General features: G+C 45.1%; 18 protein-coding genes. 9 read left to right on the top strand and 9 right to left on the bottom strand.

Annotation, left to right across the window (positions count from 1 at the left end; genetic code table 11):
• Together rpoA and rplQ are read left to right on the top strand one after the other, a co-directional pair.
• On the top strand, positions 1–993 hold the full coding sequence (gene rpoA, locus BCT11_RS14590; RefSeq protein ID WP_005383143.1) for a DNA-directed RNA polymerase subunit alpha: 993 nt from the start codon (positions 1–3) through the stop codon (positions 991–993).
• Between the two features lie 26 nt (positions 994–1,019).
• Positions 1,020–1,400: a 50S ribosomal protein L17 gene (gene rplQ / locus BCT11_RS14585; RefSeq protein WP_005383141.1), complete on the top strand. Its 381-nt coding sequence runs from the start codon at positions 1,020–1,022 to the stop codon at positions 1,398–1,400.
• A gap of 174 nt (positions 1,401–1,574) precedes the next feature.
• Here the strand turns inward: rplQ and BCT11_RS14580 are convergent, their stop codons facing one another.
• Entirely contained in the window at positions 1,575–2,054 is a 480-nt protein-coding gene (locus tag BCT11_RS14580; protein ID WP_102388587.1) for a DUF2780 domain-containing protein, read from the bottom strand.
• A gap of 166 nt (positions 2,055–2,220) precedes the next feature.
• Positions 2,221–2,841 (bottom strand): FKBP-type peptidyl-prolyl cis-trans isomerase, encoded by a 621-nt coding sequence (locus BCT11_RS14575; RefSeq protein WP_039974661.1) that lies wholly within the window; start codon positions 2,839–2,841, stop codon positions 2,221–2,223.
• Positions 2,842–3,073: 232 nt separating this feature from the next.
• On the opposite strand from BCT11_RS14575, the gene BCT11_RS14570 reads away from it, so the two are divergent.
• Complete coding sequence (locus BCT11_RS14570; RefSeq protein WP_102388586.1) at positions 3,074–3,673, top strand: LysM-like peptidoglycan-binding domain-containing protein; 600 nt, start codon at positions 3,074–3,076, stop codon at positions 3,671–3,673.
• 104 nt (positions 3,674–3,777) lie between these two features.
• On the opposite strand, the gene BCT11_RS14565 is transcribed toward BCT11_RS14570, so the two are convergent.
• A complete protein-coding gene (locus BCT11_RS14565; RefSeq protein ID WP_102388585.1) occupies positions 3,778–4,623 on the bottom strand; it encodes a DMT family transporter in 846 nt (281 codons plus the stop codon).
• A complete protein-coding gene (locus tag BCT11_RS14560; RefSeq protein WP_102388584.1) occupies positions 4,624–5,076 on the bottom strand; it encodes a GNAT family N-acetyltransferase in 453 nt (150 codons plus the stop codon).
• 146 nt (positions 5,077–5,222) lie between these two features.
• Between BCT11_RS14560 and dbpA the strand changes: the two genes are divergently transcribed.
• The gene (dbpA, locus tag BCT11_RS14555) at positions 5,223–6,602 is read left to right on the top strand and encodes an ATP-dependent RNA helicase DbpA (protein ID WP_102388583.1); all 1,380 of its coding nucleotides are present in this window, start codon (positions 5,223–5,225) and stop codon (positions 6,600–6,602) included.
• 63 nt (positions 6,603–6,665) lie between these two features.
• On the opposite strand, the gene BCT11_RS14550 is transcribed toward dbpA, so the two are convergent.
• The 3 genes from BCT11_RS14550 to cpdB all read right to left on the bottom strand — a co-directional run bounded on the left by BCT11_RS14550 (position 6,666) and on the right by cpdB (position 9,845).
• Positions 6,666–7,013, bottom strand: a complete 348-nt coding sequence (locus BCT11_RS14550; protein ID WP_042599794.1) for a hypothetical protein — start codon at positions 7,011–7,013, stop codon at positions 6,666–6,668.
• A gap of 205 nt (positions 7,014–7,218) precedes the next feature.
• Entirely contained in the window at positions 7,219–7,794 is a 576-nt protein-coding gene (locus tag BCT11_RS14545; protein WP_039974664.1) for a Crp/Fnr family transcriptional regulator, read from the bottom strand.
• A gap of 86 nt (positions 7,795–7,880) precedes the next feature.
• The gene (gene cpdB, locus BCT11_RS14540) at positions 7,881–9,845 is read right to left on the bottom strand and encodes a 2',3'-cyclic-nucleotide 2'-phosphodiesterase (RefSeq protein ID WP_198593951.1); all 1,965 of its coding nucleotides are present in this window, start codon (positions 9,843–9,845) and stop codon (positions 7,881–7,883) included.
• Positions 9,846–10,120: 275 nt separating this feature from the next.
• Between cpdB and cobA the strand changes: the two genes are divergently transcribed.
• The 5 genes from cobA to cysC all read left to right on the top strand — a co-directional run bounded on the left by cobA (position 10,121) and on the right by cysC (position 15,988).
• Positions 10,121–10,996 (top strand): uroporphyrinogen-III C-methyltransferase, encoded by an 876-nt coding sequence (gene cobA, locus BCT11_RS14535; protein WP_045422181.1) that lies wholly within the window; start codon positions 10,121–10,123, stop codon positions 10,994–10,996.
• Between the two features lie 59 nt (positions 10,997–11,055).
• Positions 11,056–11,964, top strand: coding sequence for a sulfate adenylyltransferase subunit CysD (gene cysD, locus BCT11_RS14530; RefSeq protein WP_038864925.1), 909 nt, complete (start codon positions 11,056–11,058; stop codon positions 11,962–11,964).
• Between the two features lie 18 nt (positions 11,965–11,982).
• Positions 11,983–13,413: a sulfate adenylyltransferase subunit CysN gene (gene cysN / locus BCT11_RS14525; protein WP_038864927.1), complete on the top strand. Its 1,431-nt coding sequence runs from the start codon at positions 11,983–11,985 to the stop codon at positions 13,411–13,413.
• A gap of 208 nt (positions 13,414–13,621) precedes the next feature.
• A complete protein-coding gene (locus BCT11_RS14520) occupies positions 13,622–15,346 on the top strand; it encodes an SLC13 family permease (RefSeq protein ID WP_038864929.1) in 1,725 nt (574 codons plus the stop codon).
• Between the two features lie 24 nt (positions 15,347–15,370).
• Positions 15,371–15,988 carry an adenylyl-sulfate kinase gene (cysC, locus tag BCT11_RS14515; protein ID WP_038864931.1) on the top strand — a complete coding sequence of 206 codons (618 nt, stop codon included), beginning with the start codon at positions 15,371–15,373 and terminating at the stop codon, positions 15,986–15,988.
• Between the two features lie 91 nt (positions 15,989–16,079).
• Here the strand turns inward: cysC and BCT11_RS14510 are convergent, their stop codons facing one another.
• Entirely contained in the window at positions 16,080–16,985 is a 906-nt protein-coding gene (locus BCT11_RS14510) for a TIGR03899 family protein (protein WP_038864933.1), read from the bottom strand.
• A 315-nt stretch (positions 16,986–17,300) separates the two neighbouring features.
• The gene (locus tag BCT11_RS14505) at positions 17,301–17,795 is read right to left on the bottom strand and encodes a DUF3299 domain-containing protein (RefSeq protein ID WP_039974669.1); all 495 of its coding nucleotides are present in this window, start codon (positions 17,793–17,795) and stop codon (positions 17,301–17,303) included.
• Position 17,796: the final 1 nt, after the last annotated feature.

Genomic DNA, 17,796 nt, shown 5'->3' with positions numbered 1-17,796 from the left:
ATGCAGGGTTCTGTAACAGAATTTCTTAAGCCACGTCTAGTTGACATCGAACAAATCAGCTCGACTCACGCAAAAGTAACTCTTGAGCCATTAGAGCGTGGCTTTGGTCATACTCTGGGTAATGCACTTCGCCGTATTCTTCTATCTTCTATGCCAGGTTGTGCTGTGACAGAAGTAGAAATCGAAGGCGTACTTCATGAGTACAGCACTAAAGAAGGCGTACAAGAAGATATTCTTGAAATCCTTCTAAACCTTAAAGGTTTGGCTGTACGCGTTGCCGAAGGCAAAGATGAAGTGTTCATTACTTTGAACAAATCAGGCTCGGGCCCTGTGGTTGCAGGTGACATCACCCATGATGGTGATGTAGAGATCGCTAACCCTGAACACGTTATTTGTCACCTAACGGATGACAATGCTGAAATCGCAATGCGTATTAAAGTAGAACGTGGTCGTGGTTATGTTCCAGCTTCTGCGCGTATCCATAACGAAGAAGACGAGCGTCCAATCGGTCGCCTACTAGTAGATGCTACTTACAGTCCTGTAGACAAAATTGCCTACGCTGTAGAAGCAGCTCGTGTAGAACAGCGCACTGATTTAGACAAGCTAGTTATCGATATGGAAACAAACGGTACTCTAGAACCTGAGGAAGCAATCCGTCGTGCAGCTACTATCCTAGCTGAACAACTGGATGCGTTCGTAGATCTTCGTGATGTACGTGTACCTGAGGAGAAGGAAGAGAAGCCAGAATTCGATCCGATCCTACTGCGTCCTGTAGACGATCTTGAACTAACAGTTCGCTCTGCTAACTGTCTGAAAGCAGAAGCGATTCACTACATCGGTGATCTAGTACAACGTACTGAGGTTGAGCTACTTAAAACGCCTAACCTTGGTAAAAAATCTCTTACTGAGATTAAAGACGTACTTGCGTCACGTGGTCTGTCTCTGGGCATGCGCCTAGAAAACTGGCCACCTGCATCAATCGCTGAAGATTAATCGATACTAGTTAGAAGGATTAGGTCATGCGCCATCGTAAGAGTGGTCGTCAACTCAACCGCAACAGCTCACATCGTAAAGCGATGTTTAGCAACATGGCTAGCTCTCTAGTACGTCATGAAGTTATCAAGACTACTTTGCCAAAAGCAAAAGAGCTACGTCGCGTAGTTGAGCCTTTGATTACACTAGCTAAGACTGACAGTGTTGCTAACCGTCGTCTAGCATTTGCACGTACTCGTGATAACGAAGTAGTTGCAAAACTGTTTAACGAACTAGGTCCACGTTTTGCTGCTCGTCAGGGCGGTTACACTCGTATCCTAAAAGCTGGCTTCCGTGCTGGTGATAAAGCTCCAATGGCTTACATTGAGCTTGTAGATCGCCCAGCTGCTGAAGAAGCTGCTGAGTAATCTCAGTTCGTAAGAACAAAAAAAGCCGAGCAATAGCTCGGCTTTTTTGTGTCTGAAATTTGTTTCCTAGAGATAATCGAGTATCGAAATTTTCTCTTTACCTTTAGTGGACTCACTCCCTTATCTCACATTTAAAATCACTACTGCTGGTTTTAAGTTCCTGATTTTACGTTTTTAGCTTTCCGCTCCCCAAAGCCCACTAAGGGAATTTAGCAACCCTTCACTTGCACCTTGGTCGCCTAAGTATCCTAAAATGACTGGAGCAAACTGGCTGATCATCGATGGGTCTAAGCCTAGTTTGTCGAAAGTGCTTTGGACAGCGCCTAAGTTTTCAATGCTCCCAAGTAGACTTTGAGCCCCTTGTAAATTTTCCATTCCCGGAATGAGCGATTGAAGCTCGCTGCTATTCTGATCCGATAATTGGCCTTGCGCTAGAGCTAACAGTGCACCTGTGCCGCCAGCAGCTTGTTCAGTCGAGACGGGAAGTTGGCTCGTCAATAAATCCGTCAGCGGTGAAGATTCCGCACCCATTCCCTCACTGACCATATCCATCAAACCACTTTGGGTATCTTTATCGGTAACGGCATCGAGAAAAGCGTGGGCAGTACCAATGCTCATTGAGAGCAAGGTTAAGGTGAGAAAAGTTTTACGCATAATACCTCCGTGTGGCTTGCGATTATTATTGTTGTTTCTTAGCCCAAGCATTTAGAGGTCACTTGGGAGACTACTCAAGATCGTTGAGCTCAAGTCTGTTTATTCTAGACAAAAAAAGCGGCGCTAGTGAGCGCCGCTTCGAATTTGTTATTGAGAGAGGTCTCAATTATAGGATGTCTAGTAGTTCTACTTCGAATACTAGAGCTGCAAATGGAGGGATTGCAGCACCTGCGCCACGCTCACCATATGCAAGGTCTTGTGGGATGTATAATTTCCACTTAGAACCAACAGGCATTAGTTGAAGTGCTTCAACCCAGCCTTTGATTACGCCAGTTACTGGGAACTCAGCTGGTTGGCCACGAGAAACAGAGCTGTCGAATACAGTACCGTCAGTTAACTCACCGTGGTAGTGAACGCGAACTTGAGCTGCAGCTGTTGGGATTTCACCAGTACCTTCAGTGATGATTTCGTACTGAAGACCTGATTCAAGAACGTTTACTTCCGGACGTAGAGCGTTGTCTTTTAGGAAAGCTTCGCCGTCAGCTGCTGCTGCTTTTGCTGCTTCTTGGCGAACGGCTTCTGCGCGAGTGTGAAGCTCTTGCAGTGCGTTGTTGATTTCGTCAATTTCGATTGATGGCATGTCGCCAGTTAGTGCTGTAGCGATACCTGCTGCGATAGCGTCAACGCTTAGACCTTCTAGACCAGAACCAGCAAGTTGCTGACCCATTTGCAGACCAATACCGTAACTTGCTTTCTGCTCTGCAGTTTCAAATTTAATTTCAGACATGAATGTCGCTCTTATTAGGAGTGATAAAGGTAACAGGATAGCAGTTTCGCGCTTAGGTTTAAATGATTGCGCATCAATGTGTCGATGTGAGGTTTAGGGTGTGACTTATCTCTTACTCCAAGTGAAATTTCTGCTAATTTACGCCAAATTACATTTTACTTTGGCGAAAAACATATACTCTCCGCGCTGGTATTTTTATACTGACACTAGAAGTATTAAGGGACTCATCAGAATGAATCGTCGCAGAAAGAAAAAGCAGCAAGTCGACCAAGTCGAGTTGATGAAGCAGAAATTCGCTGCTATCGACTGGAAGCAGCCTTTCAATAAAGAAAAGTGGCAAGAGCGAATGCAACCTGTCACCGAATTTTGGCATCGTCTTCCAAAGCTACATCAGCGAGCTTTAATGGTATTGGTACCTGTGGTGCTGGTACTTCTGATTATTCCAGTACCTAAAGATACTGAGCAGCTGATCGAGCCCCAAGCTGAGAAAGAGACTCAACGTGTGGCGATTCAACTTAACGCGCAAAGCTTGAGTGAGCAACGCTCTGCACAAAACGCAGAGAAAAAATCGGAACAGTGGAAAGAATATACGGTGAAAAATGGTGATACTCTTGCTCAAGTGTTCCGTAGTAATCAGCTTTCGATGGGCGATTTGAATGCCTTGGTGAAAATTGAAGGCAGCGACAAGCCGCTAAGTCGAATCAAGCAAGGACAATTAGTCCGCTTTAAGCTCGCCGATGATGGTAAGCTAGACATGCTGCAACTAGAAAAAAGTGGTGAGTCGGTGATGTTTTTCCGTTTATCTGATGGCACATTCGGTCGCAATAAGTAACGTTAAAGAAGAACTCCTAGAAGGCGCGATGATTCGCGCCTTTTTTGTTTCTAACTACTCGTTGCTTGTTCTCTGCCATTTACTATCCTTTTGTCTTGTTCCTGTTAAGAGGTTAGTTTCTTTTTCTTATTCCAAGGAAGAAGAGGCAACACGATCATCAAAATTCCCACTGCAGTGAGCCAGTCTGGAATCTCATCAAACCACCATATTCCAAAGAGTGTCACGAATACGAGCCCTGAGTATTCCGCCAAGGCAATCTCTCCGGCGGGGGCTTTTTGATATGCCAATACTGCCAGACCGTTATAGCTCAAAATACAGATCGCACTCGCGATTACCAGCGTTAGTTCCTGCCAAGTCATAGGTTGCCAATAAACCCCAGCTAATAGCGTCGACACAGGCAGGGAGAATAAGGTTGTCCACCAAAGCGTCGTGACGACAGATTGTTCGCTAGGCAGTTTTCTTACCAATATATTGAACATCGCCAGCGTGGTTGCTGTACCGAGTGCAAACAACGCAGCCCAATGGAAGTGATTTGGCCGGAGTACCACTAAGACACCAAAGAAACCAAAACCAGTCAGTAATACTTTTCTTAATGGTGGATGTTCTTTGAGAAACAGTACTGACAGTGGCAACATTAGAATTGGTGCGGCGTAAAAGACGGCGTTGGCGGTTGCGAGTGGTAGGTAAGTGACTGCTACCATCATGCACCCGCTACCAATCAATATTAGGTGCGCTCGCAACAAAGTAATAGGAACTTGCTTGAGGCTGCGTTTACTTGGGTTTTGTTTGAGGTAAAAAGGTAAGAGGATCAACAGTGAAGCCAATTGGCGCACAAACATGTATTGGAAGGGGGAAATTCCGCCTTCGATCAGTTTAACGGCAACATCGGAAAGTGATGCTGCCAAGTTACCGATAACCAGTAAGAATAGCGCCAAATGATGAGGTGACATTTAGTTTACTCGGCGCATATCCACATGAGGGATACCATCCTCAAGGTAGCTTTCAGAAATAACTTCAAAGCCATGAGTCGCATAGAAAGCCACCAGGTGTTCTTGTGCGCCGATATCTATCGTTTGACCTGCCCAAAGCAGTTGGCACCGTTGTAAGGCTTGCTCAAGTAGTTCATGTCCCAGACCTCCGCCTCGTGCATTTTGTTTCGTCACCACACGACCAATACTCACATTGTCGTAAGTGGTGCCTGCAGGTAATAAACGAGCACAAGCGACGAGTTCATCTCCGTTATAACCCAACAAGTGATAGACACCATCAAGCGTATCTTTGCCATCGAGCTCTGGGTAGGGACAAGTTTGTTCTACGACAAAGACATCCACACGCAAACGCAGCATTTCATACAGTTGAGTCGTGGTCAGTTGAGTAAAAGGGAGGGCTGTCCAGTTGATCATTTCCAGTATCCATTAATAAGCGAATGCAGCTGACTTTACGTCGTTTTCTGCTATTACTCATTAACAATGGTTAATTTTAACTGGTCTTCGTGACAAATCTGGCGATAATGTGCCCTCTTTTCCATCCCACCTGAGGATATTTCCCTGTGAGCAAACAAACTTTTGACCAAGTCGGGCTTAATCCAGCGCTACTAGAGACGCTTGAATCATTGAACTACACCCATATGACGCCAATTCAAGCGTTGAGCTTACCTGCGATTTTGAATCAGCGCGATGTGATTGGTCAGGGTAAAACAGGCTCAGGTAAAACAGCGGCATTTGGTCTCGGCGTATTATCAAACCTCAACGTAAAGCGTTTTCGCGTGCAGTCGTTGGTGCTATGCCCAACCCGTGAGTTGGCTGATCAGGTGGCGAAAGAGATCCGTACACTAGGTCGCGGTATTCACAACATTAAAGTTTTGACCTTGTGTGGCGGTATGCCAATGGGGCCTCAAATTGGTTCTCTAGAGCATGGTGCACACATCTTAGTAGGTACACCTGGACGTATCCTTGATCATCTAGATAAAGGCCGCATTAACCTTGAAGAGTTAAATACGCTCGTGTTGGATGAAGCAGATCGCATGCTCGATATGGGGTTCCAAGATGCGTTGGATGCGATCATTGATGCAGCGCCTAAACAGCGCCAAACTTTATTGTTTAGTGCGACATTCCCAGAAAAAATTGAGCAGATTGCTCAACGTATCATGCAATCGCCAGAAATGATTAAAGTGGAAGCGACACACGATACATCAAGTATCGCGCAATACTTTTACAAGGTAGAAGGCTCGGAAGCTCGCGATGAAGCGCTGGCTAACCTGTTACTGACTCACCAACCGGAATCAGCTGTTGTGTTCTGTAACACAAAAAAAGAAGTGCAGAACGTGACCGATGAGTTGCATCATAAAGGGTTCAGTGTAATTGACCTTCATGGTGACCTTGAACAGCGTGAGCGTGACCAAGCATTGGTTCAGTTTGCGAACAAGAGTGTTTCTATCCTGGTCGCAACCGATGTTGCCGCTCGTGGTCTTGATGTAGATAACCTTGATGCGGTATTTAACTTTGAATTGTCTCGTGATCCTGAGGTTCACGTGCACCGCATCGGGCGTACAGGTCGAGCGGGTAGTAAAGGCTTAGCATTTAGCTTCTTTGGTGAGAAAGATGGCTTACGCGTTGCTCGTATCGAAGAATACTTGGATATGGATGTGATGCCAGCGACACTGCCTGCAAAGTCAAACCAGCAACCATATCAGGCGAAAATGGTGACCATTAATATCGATGGTGGTAAGAAACAGAAAGTTCGTGCTGGCGATATTCTCGGTTGCTTAACGGGCCAAGGCGGCATTACTGGTGCGCAAGTAGGTAAAATTCAATTGATGGCGATGCGTTCTTATGTGGCTGTTGAGAAGTCTGCCGCGAAGAAAGCATTGCAAACCATCAGCAACGGCAAGATGAAAGGTCGTCAATTTAGAGCTCGAATTCTGAAGTAGAGCGTTATTTTTAAAATAAAAGCGGCTACTTAGGTAGCCGTTTTTATTCGTTCTTCTTCTATGCTACAGCTTTAATCCTTCCATTACGGCCGTTGGTAGCTGTTGCTTAAAGTCGGCGATGAGTTCGACTTTGTCTTCCGATAATTCAAGTAGTTCACTACGAAGGTGGAACATACAGGTCCCAAATTTCTCATCAAAGTTAGGCACCATAGAGGTTACGCCGGACGATGCGGCCTGTAGAGCAACTAAAGTCGGTTCAATGACGTGGCTTTGATACGTGTCGTCTTCCATAATGATGGTCGGAGAGAACCCTTGAATTTCCTCCATAACGGGTTCTACATGTGCAGTGATCAATGTTGCTGCTTTATTGTTGGCGGCATCACCAGCTGCTGCTTTTAGTTTTCCAAACATAATCCTCTTCCTTTACTCGTATTGGTTCACTCGCGTATAAAATCGGCGAGTGAGGTAAAAATATGGTTAAGGAGGGTGTGGTATATTTGGGTGTATATCTAGGTGGTAAATTTAATTTTTGCTTATACTTCAAAGTAATAGCTTTGCTTAGTAATAAGACTATGACTATTTGTTTCGATTGTTTTCTGTCAATATTATTTTAGTTTTACTTTTCGTGATGTGTTTTTAATCGAGATTTAATACGACTCAAACTGATGGCGGTAATTCCCAAATAAGCCGCGATTTGACTATCAGTAATGCGCTGTTCTAGATCTGGATAGTGCTGACAAAATAATTGGTAGCGCTCTTCTGGAGAGTAGAGCAACATAAAGCGTTCTTTGTTTTCTTTATGCATTAATTGAGCTTCGAGCAGCTTGAGGTAAATAGGGTGCTTCTCTGCTCGCCATTGATGTAGTACCTCTATGGGCAAGCAAAATAAATCACAAGGCGTTAGCGTTTCTAATAAATAAGGGGAAGGCTGGCTCTTAATGAGTCCCTCAAAACCAATCACCCAATCTTTTTCCCAGTAGAACTCTTTACTGAATTCCTTACCTTTGTCGGTCAGGTAACTCGCGTGGCATAACCCCGCTAAAACAAAGTAAATATGAGAGCTGAATTCACCTTGGTGGTTAAGAATATGACGTGTCGGAAGTTCGAGTTGCTGACCGTGTTCAATAAGTTGGTTCGCTTCGCTTTCGAGGAAGCCGTGATTGATTAGGTCAGAAAAAAGGTCGTTGTGCATGTGATGACTCAGAAGCGGTTTTCTATATTCTAGCGGAACAAAAAAGCGGCTCACAAGAGCCGCTTAACATCATTGCCAAATAAGACTTATTTTTGGTTTAAGTCGATTTGGTAAATCGCAAAACCTACCTCGTCAGTTGCTACACGTTTCATCGGGTATTGTCCTTTTTCTTTGATGAATTGCGCGGCTTTGTCACTTGGTGACGTTTCAAAGCGAACATCGAGTTTGTTGTTTGATTTAATTGGCGCGAAAGACCAGTTGTTGTCTGCACTCGGTGTTACTTCCCCTTGCTCTTTACTAATGCGAGAGATGTATGCGGCAACCACAGAACGGTTCTCGTCTGGAGAATCAAATGCGATGAAGTCCAGGCCAGTACCAGGGAAGGTTGCACTGTAAGCGCGGTAGTTGTTGGTTGCGATGATGAAGTCTTGCTTCGGATCAACCGGTTTACCGTTGTAAGCCAGGTTCAAGATACGCTGTGAGTCAGAGTTAATCACTTTACAATCGGCATCGTATTTTGGAGGTTGAGTCACGTCGATCTGGTAACTAACACCATCGATCACGTCGAAGTTATACGTACGGAAACTATCCCAGTTGATCAAAGACTGAGGTTTAGTGCTATTCACATCAATATGGTTGAACTGACCCGCACTACACTCTAGCCACTCGTGTACTTCTTTACCTTTAACCTTCATTGCAACAAGCGTGTTCGGGTACAGATAAAGGTCTGCGGCGTTACGGAAAGTCAGCTGCCCAGACTCTACTTCAGTGAAACCGTTTGGATCGTCTTTGCGTCCACCTACTTTAAATGGTGCCGCTGCACTCAATACCGGAATGTCAGCAAGATCTGGGTCACCTTGGATAAAGCGTTCCACGTAATCTTTCTGCGCTAGGTTGACGATTTGAATCGTTGGGTCGTCTTGCACAAGTGCCAGGAAGCTGTACATCACGTCATTTGCTTTACCAATTGGTTGGTTAACAAACTCGCGCGTGCCTTTGTGGTCCTCTACCAATGCATCCACAATGCCTTTATCCGCTTTAACCAGAGACTTCTTGTTTGCTTTGTCAAAGATAGGACGAGCTTCTGATTGACCCTCTACGACCTGCCACTTGCCGTCTTTCTCTTTCAGCATCAAGTCCATTACACCAACGTGGCTACCCCAGCGACCCGGCATCACAGCCGTTACGCCATTGATAGTACCTTTTGCGTTGTCAACGCCTTGTAGGTTGGCAAAGTCTCTACCCGGGAATACCGCATGAGAGTGACCAAACGCAATGGCATCAATGCCTTCTACTTCCGTTAAGTAGTAGACTGAGTTTTCTGCGCCTAACTTGTATGGGTCAGTGGAAATGCCAGAGTGAGGTATAGCAACAATCACGTCCGCGCCTGCTTTTTTCATCTCAGGGACCAGTTTTTTCGCTGTCTCTGTGATGTCTTTTGCAAAGACTTTGCCTTCTAGGTTGTTTTTGTCCCATACCATGATTTGTGGTGGTACGAAGCCAATGTAACCCACTTTGATTTCATGGCTTTGACCGTCGGTATCTTTGAACGTATGCGTTTTGATTAGATAAGGCTTGAAGTAGTGCTCGCCAGTCTTTTTGTCGAAAACATTCGCACTAATATAAGGGAAGTTCGCACCATCAATTGTTTTCTTCAGGAAGTCGAGACCGTAATTGAATTCATGGTTACCTATATTACCCACATCGTAGTTGAGTTGGTTCATTGCTTTGTAAACAGGGTGAACTTCGCCAGTCTTAATCCCTTTCGCTGCCATGTAATCGCCCATTGGGCTACCTTGAATCAAGTCTCCATTGTCGACTAAAACACTGTTCACTGTTTCTTCACGAGCTTGTTTAACCAGTGTTGCAGCGCGGCTTAAACCAATTTGTTGTGAAGGTTGGTCTTTGTAGTAATCATAATCCATCACATTGGTGTGAATATCGGTGGTTTCGATGATTCGAAGCTTGATGGTATCGGCCATTGCTGGGCCTGCAAGCGTCAACATACCGCTCAAAACTGCGACGGATACGGGATTAACTGCCATTTTCATGAGGTGCTCCAATTAAATGGGATAGAGGGGTCGTACAGCGTAATGTAACAAATATTAGTGCAAGCTCAGGCTAAGATGCAGAAAACTGTGAACATTAGGCAATTAAATGCGGAGGAATGTGTAAAATTGATGCCTTTTTCACCATTTTGAATGAGACCTAACAAAAGCTTCTTAGCAGTTTTTTGAATAAAAAATGAAATTTTAGAATTTCCGGTAATATAAACCCACCGCCATAATGCCTTGCATAACGATATCAATGGATGATGAGCAAGCACATGGCAGTTAAAGATTCAGTAACGACTTTCCCAATCAATAGGCCTCGGCTGGTTTCGGATAACCAAGCTGCCGATCTTCCGCGTTTCAGCAAACAATCTCTTCAATCTGGTGAAGTCGCCCTTGTAGGTGCAGGTCCGGGTGACCCTGAACTATTGACGTTAAAAGCACTTAACTGCCTGCAACAAGCTGAAGTCATACTTTACGATTATCTGGTTTCTGACGAGATCATGGCGCTAATTCCAAGCGAAACCATTTTGGTTTGCGTGGGTAAACGTGCAGGTCATCACAGCGTGCCGCAAGAGAAGACCAATCAACTGTTGGTGGATTTTGCTAAGCAAGGTTACAAAGTGGTGCGCATTAAAGGTGGCGATCCATTTGTGTTCGGGCGTGGTGGCGAAGAGTTAGAAGTCTTGGCTGATGCGGGCGTGCGTTTTCAAGTTGTGCCAGGTATTACAGCTGCTGCGGGTGCGACGGCTTATGCTGGGATTCCATTGACTCATCGTGATTACGCGCAATCGGCCTTATTTGTTACCGGCCATCTCAAAGAAGAAAGTGACGATATGGATTGGTCGACACTTGCACGCGGTAATCAAACTTTAGTGATCTACATGGGTTTGATGAAATCACACTATATTCAGAATCAGCTAATCAAACATGGTAGGGCGGCCTCAACACCTATCGCCATCATTGAACGTGGCACTCAAATTCAACAAAAAGTTTTCTCGGGAGATTTGTCCCAACTATCTGAATTATCTAAAAAAGCTCAGGCTCCTTCTTTGATCGTTGTCGGTGAAGTTGTGCGTCTGTCTCAAAAGTTGGACTGGTTTTTGTCTAGTACTGAAATCAACAAAAGTGCTATTGCCAGATCCATATAATTTCAGACCAAAGATTAGGGACGTAATGAGCCTTCAAGCTTAAAAAGGAAATACTAAACATGGACCAACAACGTTTAACTCACCTTAAACAACTCGAAGCGGAAAGTATTCATATTATCCGTGAAGTTGCTGCTGAGTTTGATAACCCAGTCATGATGTATTCGATTGGTAAAGACTCCTCAGTCATGCTGCATCTTGCACGCAAAGCCTTTTATCCGGGCAAAATTCCATTCCCTTTACTGCACGTAGACACGGATTGGAAGTTCCGCGAGATGATTGAGTTTCGTGATCGTACCGCAGAAAAATATGGCTTCGAGCTTTTGGTTCATAAGAACCCAGAAGGTCTTGCAATGGGGTGTAGCCCTTTTGTACACGGGTCTTCCAAGCATACAGATATCATGAAAACTCAAGGTCTTAAACAAGCTCTGAATAAGTACGGTTTTGATGCGGCATTCGGTGGAGCGCGTCGTGATGAAGAAAAATCTCGTGCTAAAGAGCGTGTTTATTCTTTCCGCGATAAGAACCATACCTGGGATCCTAAAAACCAGCGTCCTGAACTTTGGAAGACATACAACGGTCAGGTGAACAAAGGGGAAAGTATTCGCGTATTCCCGCTTTCAAACTGGACTGAGCTAGATATCTGGCAATACATCTATCTAGAGAACATTGAGATTGTCCCACTTTACCTTGCTGACAAGCGTCCAGTTGTTGAACGTGATGGCATGTTGATCATGGTGGACGATGAACGTATGGAGCTTCAACCTGGTGAAGTGATTGAAGAGAAGAGTGTTCGTTTCCGTACTCTTGGCTGTTACCCACTGACGGGGGCCATTGAATCTGAGGCAAATACGCTGACGGGCATTATTGAAGAGATGTTGGTGGCAACCTCAAGTGAACGTCAAGGGCGAGCGATCGACCACGATCAGTCTGGATCGATGGAGCTTAAGAAACGCCAGGGTTACTTCTAAAGGATCTAAGGAAAGATAATGAACAGTGCAGTTGAAGCTCAATTAGCCGAGCTTGGAATTGAAGGCTATTTAACACAACACCAGTACAAGTCTCTGCTTAGATTCCTGACTTGTGGCTCGGTAGATGATGGCAAAAGTACGTTGATTGGACGTTTGCTCCATGACTCAAAACAAATTTATGAAGATCAATTAGCAGCGGTTCACTCAGACAGCCAACGAGTGGGTACGACAGGTGAGAAGCCTGATTTGGCATTACTAGTTGATGGACTGCAAGCTGAGCGTGAACAAGGCATCACCATTGATGTTGCTTACCGTTACTTCTCGACTCAGAAGCGTAAGTTCATCATTGCAGATACGCCGGGACACGAGCAGTACACGCGTAACATGGCAACTGGTGCGTCGACCTGTGATCTTGCCGTGATCTTGGTTGATGCGCGTAAAGGTGTATTAGATCAGACTCGTCGTCACTCATTCATTTCTAATCTATTGGGTTTGAAGCACTTTATTGTTGCGATCAACAAGATGGATTTGGTGGATTACTCACAAGAACGTTTTGAAGAAATTCGCGACGAGTATTTAGAGTTTTCTGAGAACCTTGAAGGTGAAACGGACATTCAAATCATTCCAATCTCCGCATTGGAAGGCGATAACGTGGTAGACAAGGGTCAGAACCTGAGTTGGTTTGAAGGCCCGTCGCTACTAGAGTTGCTTGAGAATGTGGATGTTGACCAAGAGAAAGGCGCAGGTGATTTCCGTTTTCCTGTCCAGTATGTGAATCGCCCTAATCTCGACTTCCGTGGCTTCGCTGGCACGATTTCATCGGGCTCGGTGAAAGTTGGTGATGCCATTAAAGCATTGCCGTCTGGGAAAACATCGACCGTTGAACGTATTGTGACTTTTGATGGTGACGTACAAGAGGCGCAGGCTGGTTTAGCGGTAACTCTGACGCTCAACGATGAGATTGATATCAGTCGTGGCGATTTGATTGTGCTGGAAAACGCGCAAGTGGAATCGACAAACCACTTACTTGCTGATGTGGTATGGATGACAGAGCAACCTCTGCAACCGGGTCGTGACTATGACATTAAGATTGCCGGTAAGAAGACCGTTGGTCACGTTGAGGCGATTCGCCACCAATACGATATTAACAACCTTTCAACTCATAGCGCACCAGAGTTACCTCTCAATGGTATTGGCTTGTGTGAGTGGTCACTCAACGAATCCGTTGCGATTGATAACTATCAAGAATGTGCTGATACCGGTGGTTTCATCATCATCGACCGTCTGACTAACGTTACCGTTGGTGCTGGTATGGTGAAAGAGAGTCTCGCGGCAGTTGAGCGAGACTTAACCGATGTCTCTGCGTTTGAACTTGAGCTAAATGCACTGGTTCGTAAGCACTTCCCACATTGGGAAGCCAAAGACCTGAGCCAGTTACTGAAGAAGTAATGAGTTCATTGAGCCTGACCGAATTGCGAATGCAGTCAGGCTGATTTTCCCCCGAACCCAGAATGCTAGGAAGCCCAAGAAACCAAGCATTCTGGCGTTCTTTTTCGCTTGCTTTGCTTTTTATCTTGTGACTCATTTGTCACTCTGTGCAGCCAGTATGCACATGTCGTTGTTATGCCCGAATCGGGATTGTTGGTAAGGAAAGGCTATGTGGGAACAAGGATTTGTATTAGCGATATTGCTTGGCATTATCACTTGTTTACTTGTAACCAAACTGAAGCCGAGTTATGTGTTTGCTGGCGCTGCCTTTATTGCGTTTATGGCGGGCATGTTAGAGCTCAATACCATTGCGGCTAACTTTACTAACTCTTCTCTTCTGACGCTGGTCTTGTTGATTCTCGCATCGAGCGCATTAGAAAAAACCTTATTGATCAGTTGGGTAAGTCGCAGTATTTCAGAGGGCAATCTTGGTAGCGTGATTGCCAAGTTAGGCTTTTCTACCGCGTTGCTTTCTTCTTTTACTAATAATACCGCGGTTGTGGTGTCGTTAATTGGTGCGATCAAACGTAATCAGCAGCACGCACCCTCTAAGCTATTGATCCCGCTTTCTTATGCCGCGATTTTTGGTGGCACACTGACACTTATTGGCACCTCTACCAACTTAATAATCAACAGCTTTGTTGAGGATGCGGGCTTACCAAGTCTCAGCTTTTTTACACCGACCATGATTGGTTTAGCCGTGCTGGTTGGGGGCGTGCTTATTTTGATCCCGTTGAGTTATTTGTTGCCTAATTATGATGATCAAAGCCAAGAAGATTTACCTTATTTCTTAGAGTCTCGAGTTGAGCCGGGCTCACCTTTGGTTGGGCGCACTATCACGGAAAATAATTTACGAGCATTAAGAAAGCTGTTCCTTGCCGAAGTCGTTCGTGATGGCGTGACCGTACCGTCAGTTGGGCCTGATTTTGTTCTCAACGCAAAAGACCGATTGTTGTTTTGTGGTGATGTTGAAAGCGTTGCTACGTTGCAAGAGATCCCTGGACTGACGCTCTTTGGTCATCAGCATCTCAATGGCCAAAACTTTATCGAGGTGGTAGTAAGCTCTTCAGCCACGTTCTGTCACAAAACATTGAAAGAGAGTCGATTTCGGGACCGATTCGATGCTGTAGTCGTGGCGATTCGCCGTGGTCATGAACGACTTGAAGGTGGTTTGGGTAACATTACCCTAGCGGCAGGAGATACGCTGGTTTTGGTACCCGGAAAGCGTTTTGAAACTGAACGTCGAGCCCATCGTAAAGAGTTTGTTCTGGTTAACGATTTGGATTCCAGCGCACGTTTGGATGCCAATAAATCGGCATTAGTGCTTATTGGCTTTTCCGCTGTGATTGCCTTTGCTCTATTGGAGTTGGTGCCAATTATTAAAGGTTTGGCGGTTTATCTTATTGCTCTGCTCGCGTTTGGTGTCATTCAGCTTTCTGAGCTGCGTCGTCGTTTCCCAATCGATATTGTGGTGATTGTTGGTTCTGCGTTATCTATCGCTCAACTGATGATTTCCTCTGGACTGTCCGTACGAATGGGCGACATGTTTATTGAAGCGTTCAATGGTTGGGGTGTGTTTGGTGCGCTGGTGGCAACCTACATCATGACCTTGGTATTGACTGAGCTTGTAACGAACAATGCGGCAGCGGCGCTGTCTTTCCCTATTGGCTATAGCATGGCGGTAGGTTATGGCGTTGACCCTATGCCTTTTATCATGGCGGTGTTATTTGGTGCTAGCGCAAGTTTTATTTCTCCTTACGGATACCAAACCAATTTGTTGGTGTACAGCGTAGGGAATTACAAATTGACCGATTATGTGCGAATTGGCGTGCCGATTTCCATCGTGTATTCAGTGTTAGTACTGACGCTGATTCCGGTCTTTTTTCCGTTTTAATCTGTAAATTTACAAGGATACGTTATGACTGCCGAAACTCCGGTAAAAGATGAAAACATCGTTTGGCATCAGCACTCGGTTGATAAACAGTTTCGTGCTGGATTAAAAAAACAGAAGCCAGCGGTACTTTGGTTTACCGGGCTATCTGGTGCGGGTAAATCAACGGTGGCAGGCGCCTTGGAAAATCGCTTAGCTGAACTGGGTTACCACACTTATTTGCTGGATGGCGACAATGTGCGCCACGGTTTATGTAGCGATTTAGGCTTTTCTGAACAAGACCGTAGAGAAAATATTCGTCGCATTGGTGAGCTCGCTAAGCTGATGGCAGACGCAGGGCTAATCGTATTGTCTGCGTTTATTTCTCCTCATCGTGCTGAGCGCCAATTAGTGCGTGATTTAGTTCCTGAGGGCGAGTTTATTGAGGTGTTTGTCAACGCCTCTCTTGATGTGTGTGAAAGTCGCGATCCTAAAGGTTTATACAAAAAAGCGCGTGCAGGTGAAATTCCTAACTTCACGGGAATTGATTCGGAATATCAAGCGCCAGCAAATCCAGAAATTGATTTGCCTGCGGGTGAGAAGAGCGTCGAAGAGCTTGTTGAGTTGTGCTTAATTGACCTCAAACAGCGCGGAGTGATCCGATAAAAAAGCATTTGGATCATCGGTGACCAAAAAGTCATTGTACTGCTCAGGGAGCTTTTGGATCATAGGTGGCCAAAAGCTCTTTTGACATCGTTTAGACGGTGTAATTAACATGACTTTTGGTGTCGCTATGTACACTAAATTTATGATTTAAAAGCGATAACATTTGGTCGTAATATTGATTGTTTGGCTTGTTTCCGAGTAATTTACACAACTCATTGCCCGTCGGTGTAAAACGGTAATACAAAAGTCGTACACCTTTGGTATTCACTTGCAGTGATAAATTCTTGCCTTGATAGTTGAGCATCAATGGTGTCTCAATGCCAATCTCTCCAGACTCTAATTCAGTACTGTGAAGTAAGCCCAATTCAATCAACACTAATAAGCTGGAATAGGGAAGTTGGAAACTCCCCATATTGAGATTGCTGGTGGTGTCACGTTTACCAAAGCTGAACATTCCGCCATGTGCTTTGTAGCCAATCAGTAACTTTCTACTGGTATCTCCACCAAAGCTGCATGCTAACGTCGCGGCTCTTTGTAGGGTTTGGGCTTCCCGTGGTGACATGTCTTTCAGCACTTTTAACGCTTTCATGGAAGTCGAACCAGGGTTGGTAACTTCTCGCTTCATGACTTGCGCCCAAAGTTTTTGCATTGAGCTGTTGTGGATGTCTTGCGCCATATCGAAAAATCGATACAACCAATCTTGATCAGGCTCTCCGGCGGTTTCATCACGGCATGAGCTGTGCGCGAGTTTAAGGATTTGTTCGAGGTTTTTTTGTCTTTGTTCTTGGCGACGTTGTTCACGTAAATGTGCCCGTTCTAATGCAGGTTTTGCTGGAGGTTCGTTTTGCAGCAAAGCATCGAGCCCATAGATCTGAGCAATGCTTTGAACACGGCTTGCGCTGTCTTTGATATAGCCAGACTTTTTCTCGTGATGTGTTTGTTTTTGTGTATTCGATTCGTGTTCGATGACAACGGGTTGCTTTGTCGGTTCTGCCATTTGTTTTCCTGCCAAGAGCTTGCGGTTAACGCTTGCTTAAATTTACACCTTTCTGCTTTTTGCGACTAGAGAGGCACGTCCGGATTTTGACAGAATAAAGGCTATTCAAAATGATAATGAGTTGTTAAAATTGTTATCGTTATTTTGGAGGAGCGATGAAATATTCAGACGCAAGTAAACTGAAAAAGCACCTGTCGATAGCGCTTCTTTTGGTTCTTTATGTTGGTGTATTAGCGTATTTATCTCGCTATATAGTCTAACTGACAGGCATAAAAAAGGCGCCAAATTGACGCCTTGGTGTGAAATCAAAACAAACTACATATCGTCGTAGGCTTCAATACTCGTGCCTTCGATCTCGTATGCGGTTTCTGCGAGCTCGTGGTTGATGGTCTCAGTCTTCAATTTGCCCACCACATAAATCACATCCCACAACTCTTGTACTGGCGCCCCCTTAGGAAACTTCACATAGATGATTTGGTTCGGTGGCGGTGGCGGCACGTGAATACAAGCACCAAAATAAGGCACTAACAAAAACTCCGTGACGGTATTTGCATCGCCTTCTAATGGAATGACAAAACCAGGAATCTTGACTGTGCTTCCGTTCAATTCAGGACGAACGTTACCGACCTTAGATTGCATTGCTGCACCACCGCTGTGGTCTGTGGCTGGCATTCCCATACTATCGAACATCTTGCGTTCGGCTTCTGGGACGAGATCTATCCAATCAAGCTTTAATGGTTCGTCACTGGCCATCACAGGCGCGGTAAACGAAATCATCAGCAAACAGCTAGCGAGTATTTTTTTCCACATT

Source organism: Vibrio sp. 10N.222.52.B12 (assembly GCF_002875385.1).
In the GTDB taxonomy this organism is placed as follows: domain Bacteria; phylum Pseudomonadota; class Gammaproteobacteria; order Enterobacterales; family Vibrionaceae; genus Vibrio; species Vibrio jasicida.
The sequence above is the reverse complement of the archived record's forward strand: the minus strand, read 5'-3'. Positions and strand labels throughout refer to the sequence as shown.

What these genes read in the sequence shown, in the direction of transcription:
- cysD (WP_038864925.1), top strand. Translation starts at nt 11,056, where the DNA reads ATGGACCAACAACGTTTAACTCACCTTAAACAACTCGAAGCGGAAAGT.
- BCT11_RS14550 (WP_042599794.1), bottom strand. Translation starts at nt 7,013, where the DNA reads ATGTTTGGAAAACTAAAAGCAGCAGCTGGTGATGCCGCCAACAATAAA.
- rpoA (WP_005383143.1), top strand. Translation starts at nt 1, where the DNA reads ATGCAGGGTTCTGTAACAGAATTTCTTAAGCCACGTCTAGTTGACATC.
- rplQ (WP_005383141.1), top strand. Translation starts at nt 1,020, where the DNA reads ATGCGCCATCGTAAGAGTGGTCGTCAACTCAACCGCAACAGCTCACAT.
- BCT11_RS14570 (WP_102388586.1), top strand. Translation starts at nt 3,074, where the DNA reads ATGAATCGTCGCAGAAAGAAAAAGCAGCAAGTCGACCAAGTCGAGTTG.
- BCT11_RS14505 (WP_039974669.1), bottom strand. Translation starts at nt 17,795, where the DNA reads ATGTGGAAAAAAATACTCGCTAGCTGTTTGCTGATGATTTCGTTTACC.
- cpdB (WP_198593951.1), bottom strand. Translation starts at nt 9,845, where the DNA reads ATGAAAATGGCAGTTAATCCCGTATCCGTCGCAGTTTTGAGCGGTATG.
- BCT11_RS14545 (WP_039974664.1), bottom strand. Translation starts at nt 7,794, where the DNA reads ATGCACAACGACCTTTTTTCTGACCTAATCAATCACGGCTTCCTCGAA.
- BCT11_RS14575 (WP_039974661.1), bottom strand. Translation starts at nt 2,841, where the DNA reads ATGTCTGAAATTAAATTTGAAACTGCAGAGCAGAAAGCAAGTTACGGT.
- BCT11_RS14560 (WP_102388584.1), bottom strand. Translation starts at nt 5,076, where the DNA reads ATGATCAACTGGACAGCCCTCCCTTTTACTCAACTGACCACGACTCAA.
- BCT11_RS14580 (WP_102388587.1), bottom strand. Translation starts at nt 2,054, where the DNA reads ATGCGTAAAACTTTTCTCACCTTAACCTTGCTCTCAATGAGCATTGGT.
- BCT11_RS14565 (WP_102388585.1), bottom strand. Translation starts at nt 4,623, where the DNA reads ATGTCACCTCATCATTTGGCGCTATTCTTACTGGTTATCGGTAACTTG.
- cobA (WP_045422181.1), top strand. Translation starts at nt 10,121, where the DNA reads ATGGCAGTTAAAGATTCAGTAACGACTTTCCCAATCAATAGGCCTCGG.
- cysC (WP_038864931.1), top strand. Translation starts at nt 15,371, where the DNA reads ATGACTGCCGAAACTCCGGTAAAAGATGAAAACATCGTTTGGCATCAG.
- cysN (WP_038864927.1), top strand. Translation starts at nt 11,983, where the DNA reads ATGAACAGTGCAGTTGAAGCTCAATTAGCCGAGCTTGGAATTGAAGGC.
- BCT11_RS14520 (WP_038864929.1), top strand. Translation starts at nt 13,622, where the DNA reads ATGTGGGAACAAGGATTTGTATTAGCGATATTGCTTGGCATTATCACT.
- BCT11_RS14510 (WP_038864933.1), bottom strand. Translation starts at nt 16,985, where the DNA reads ATGGCAGAACCGACAAAGCAACCCGTTGTCATCGAACACGAATCGAAT.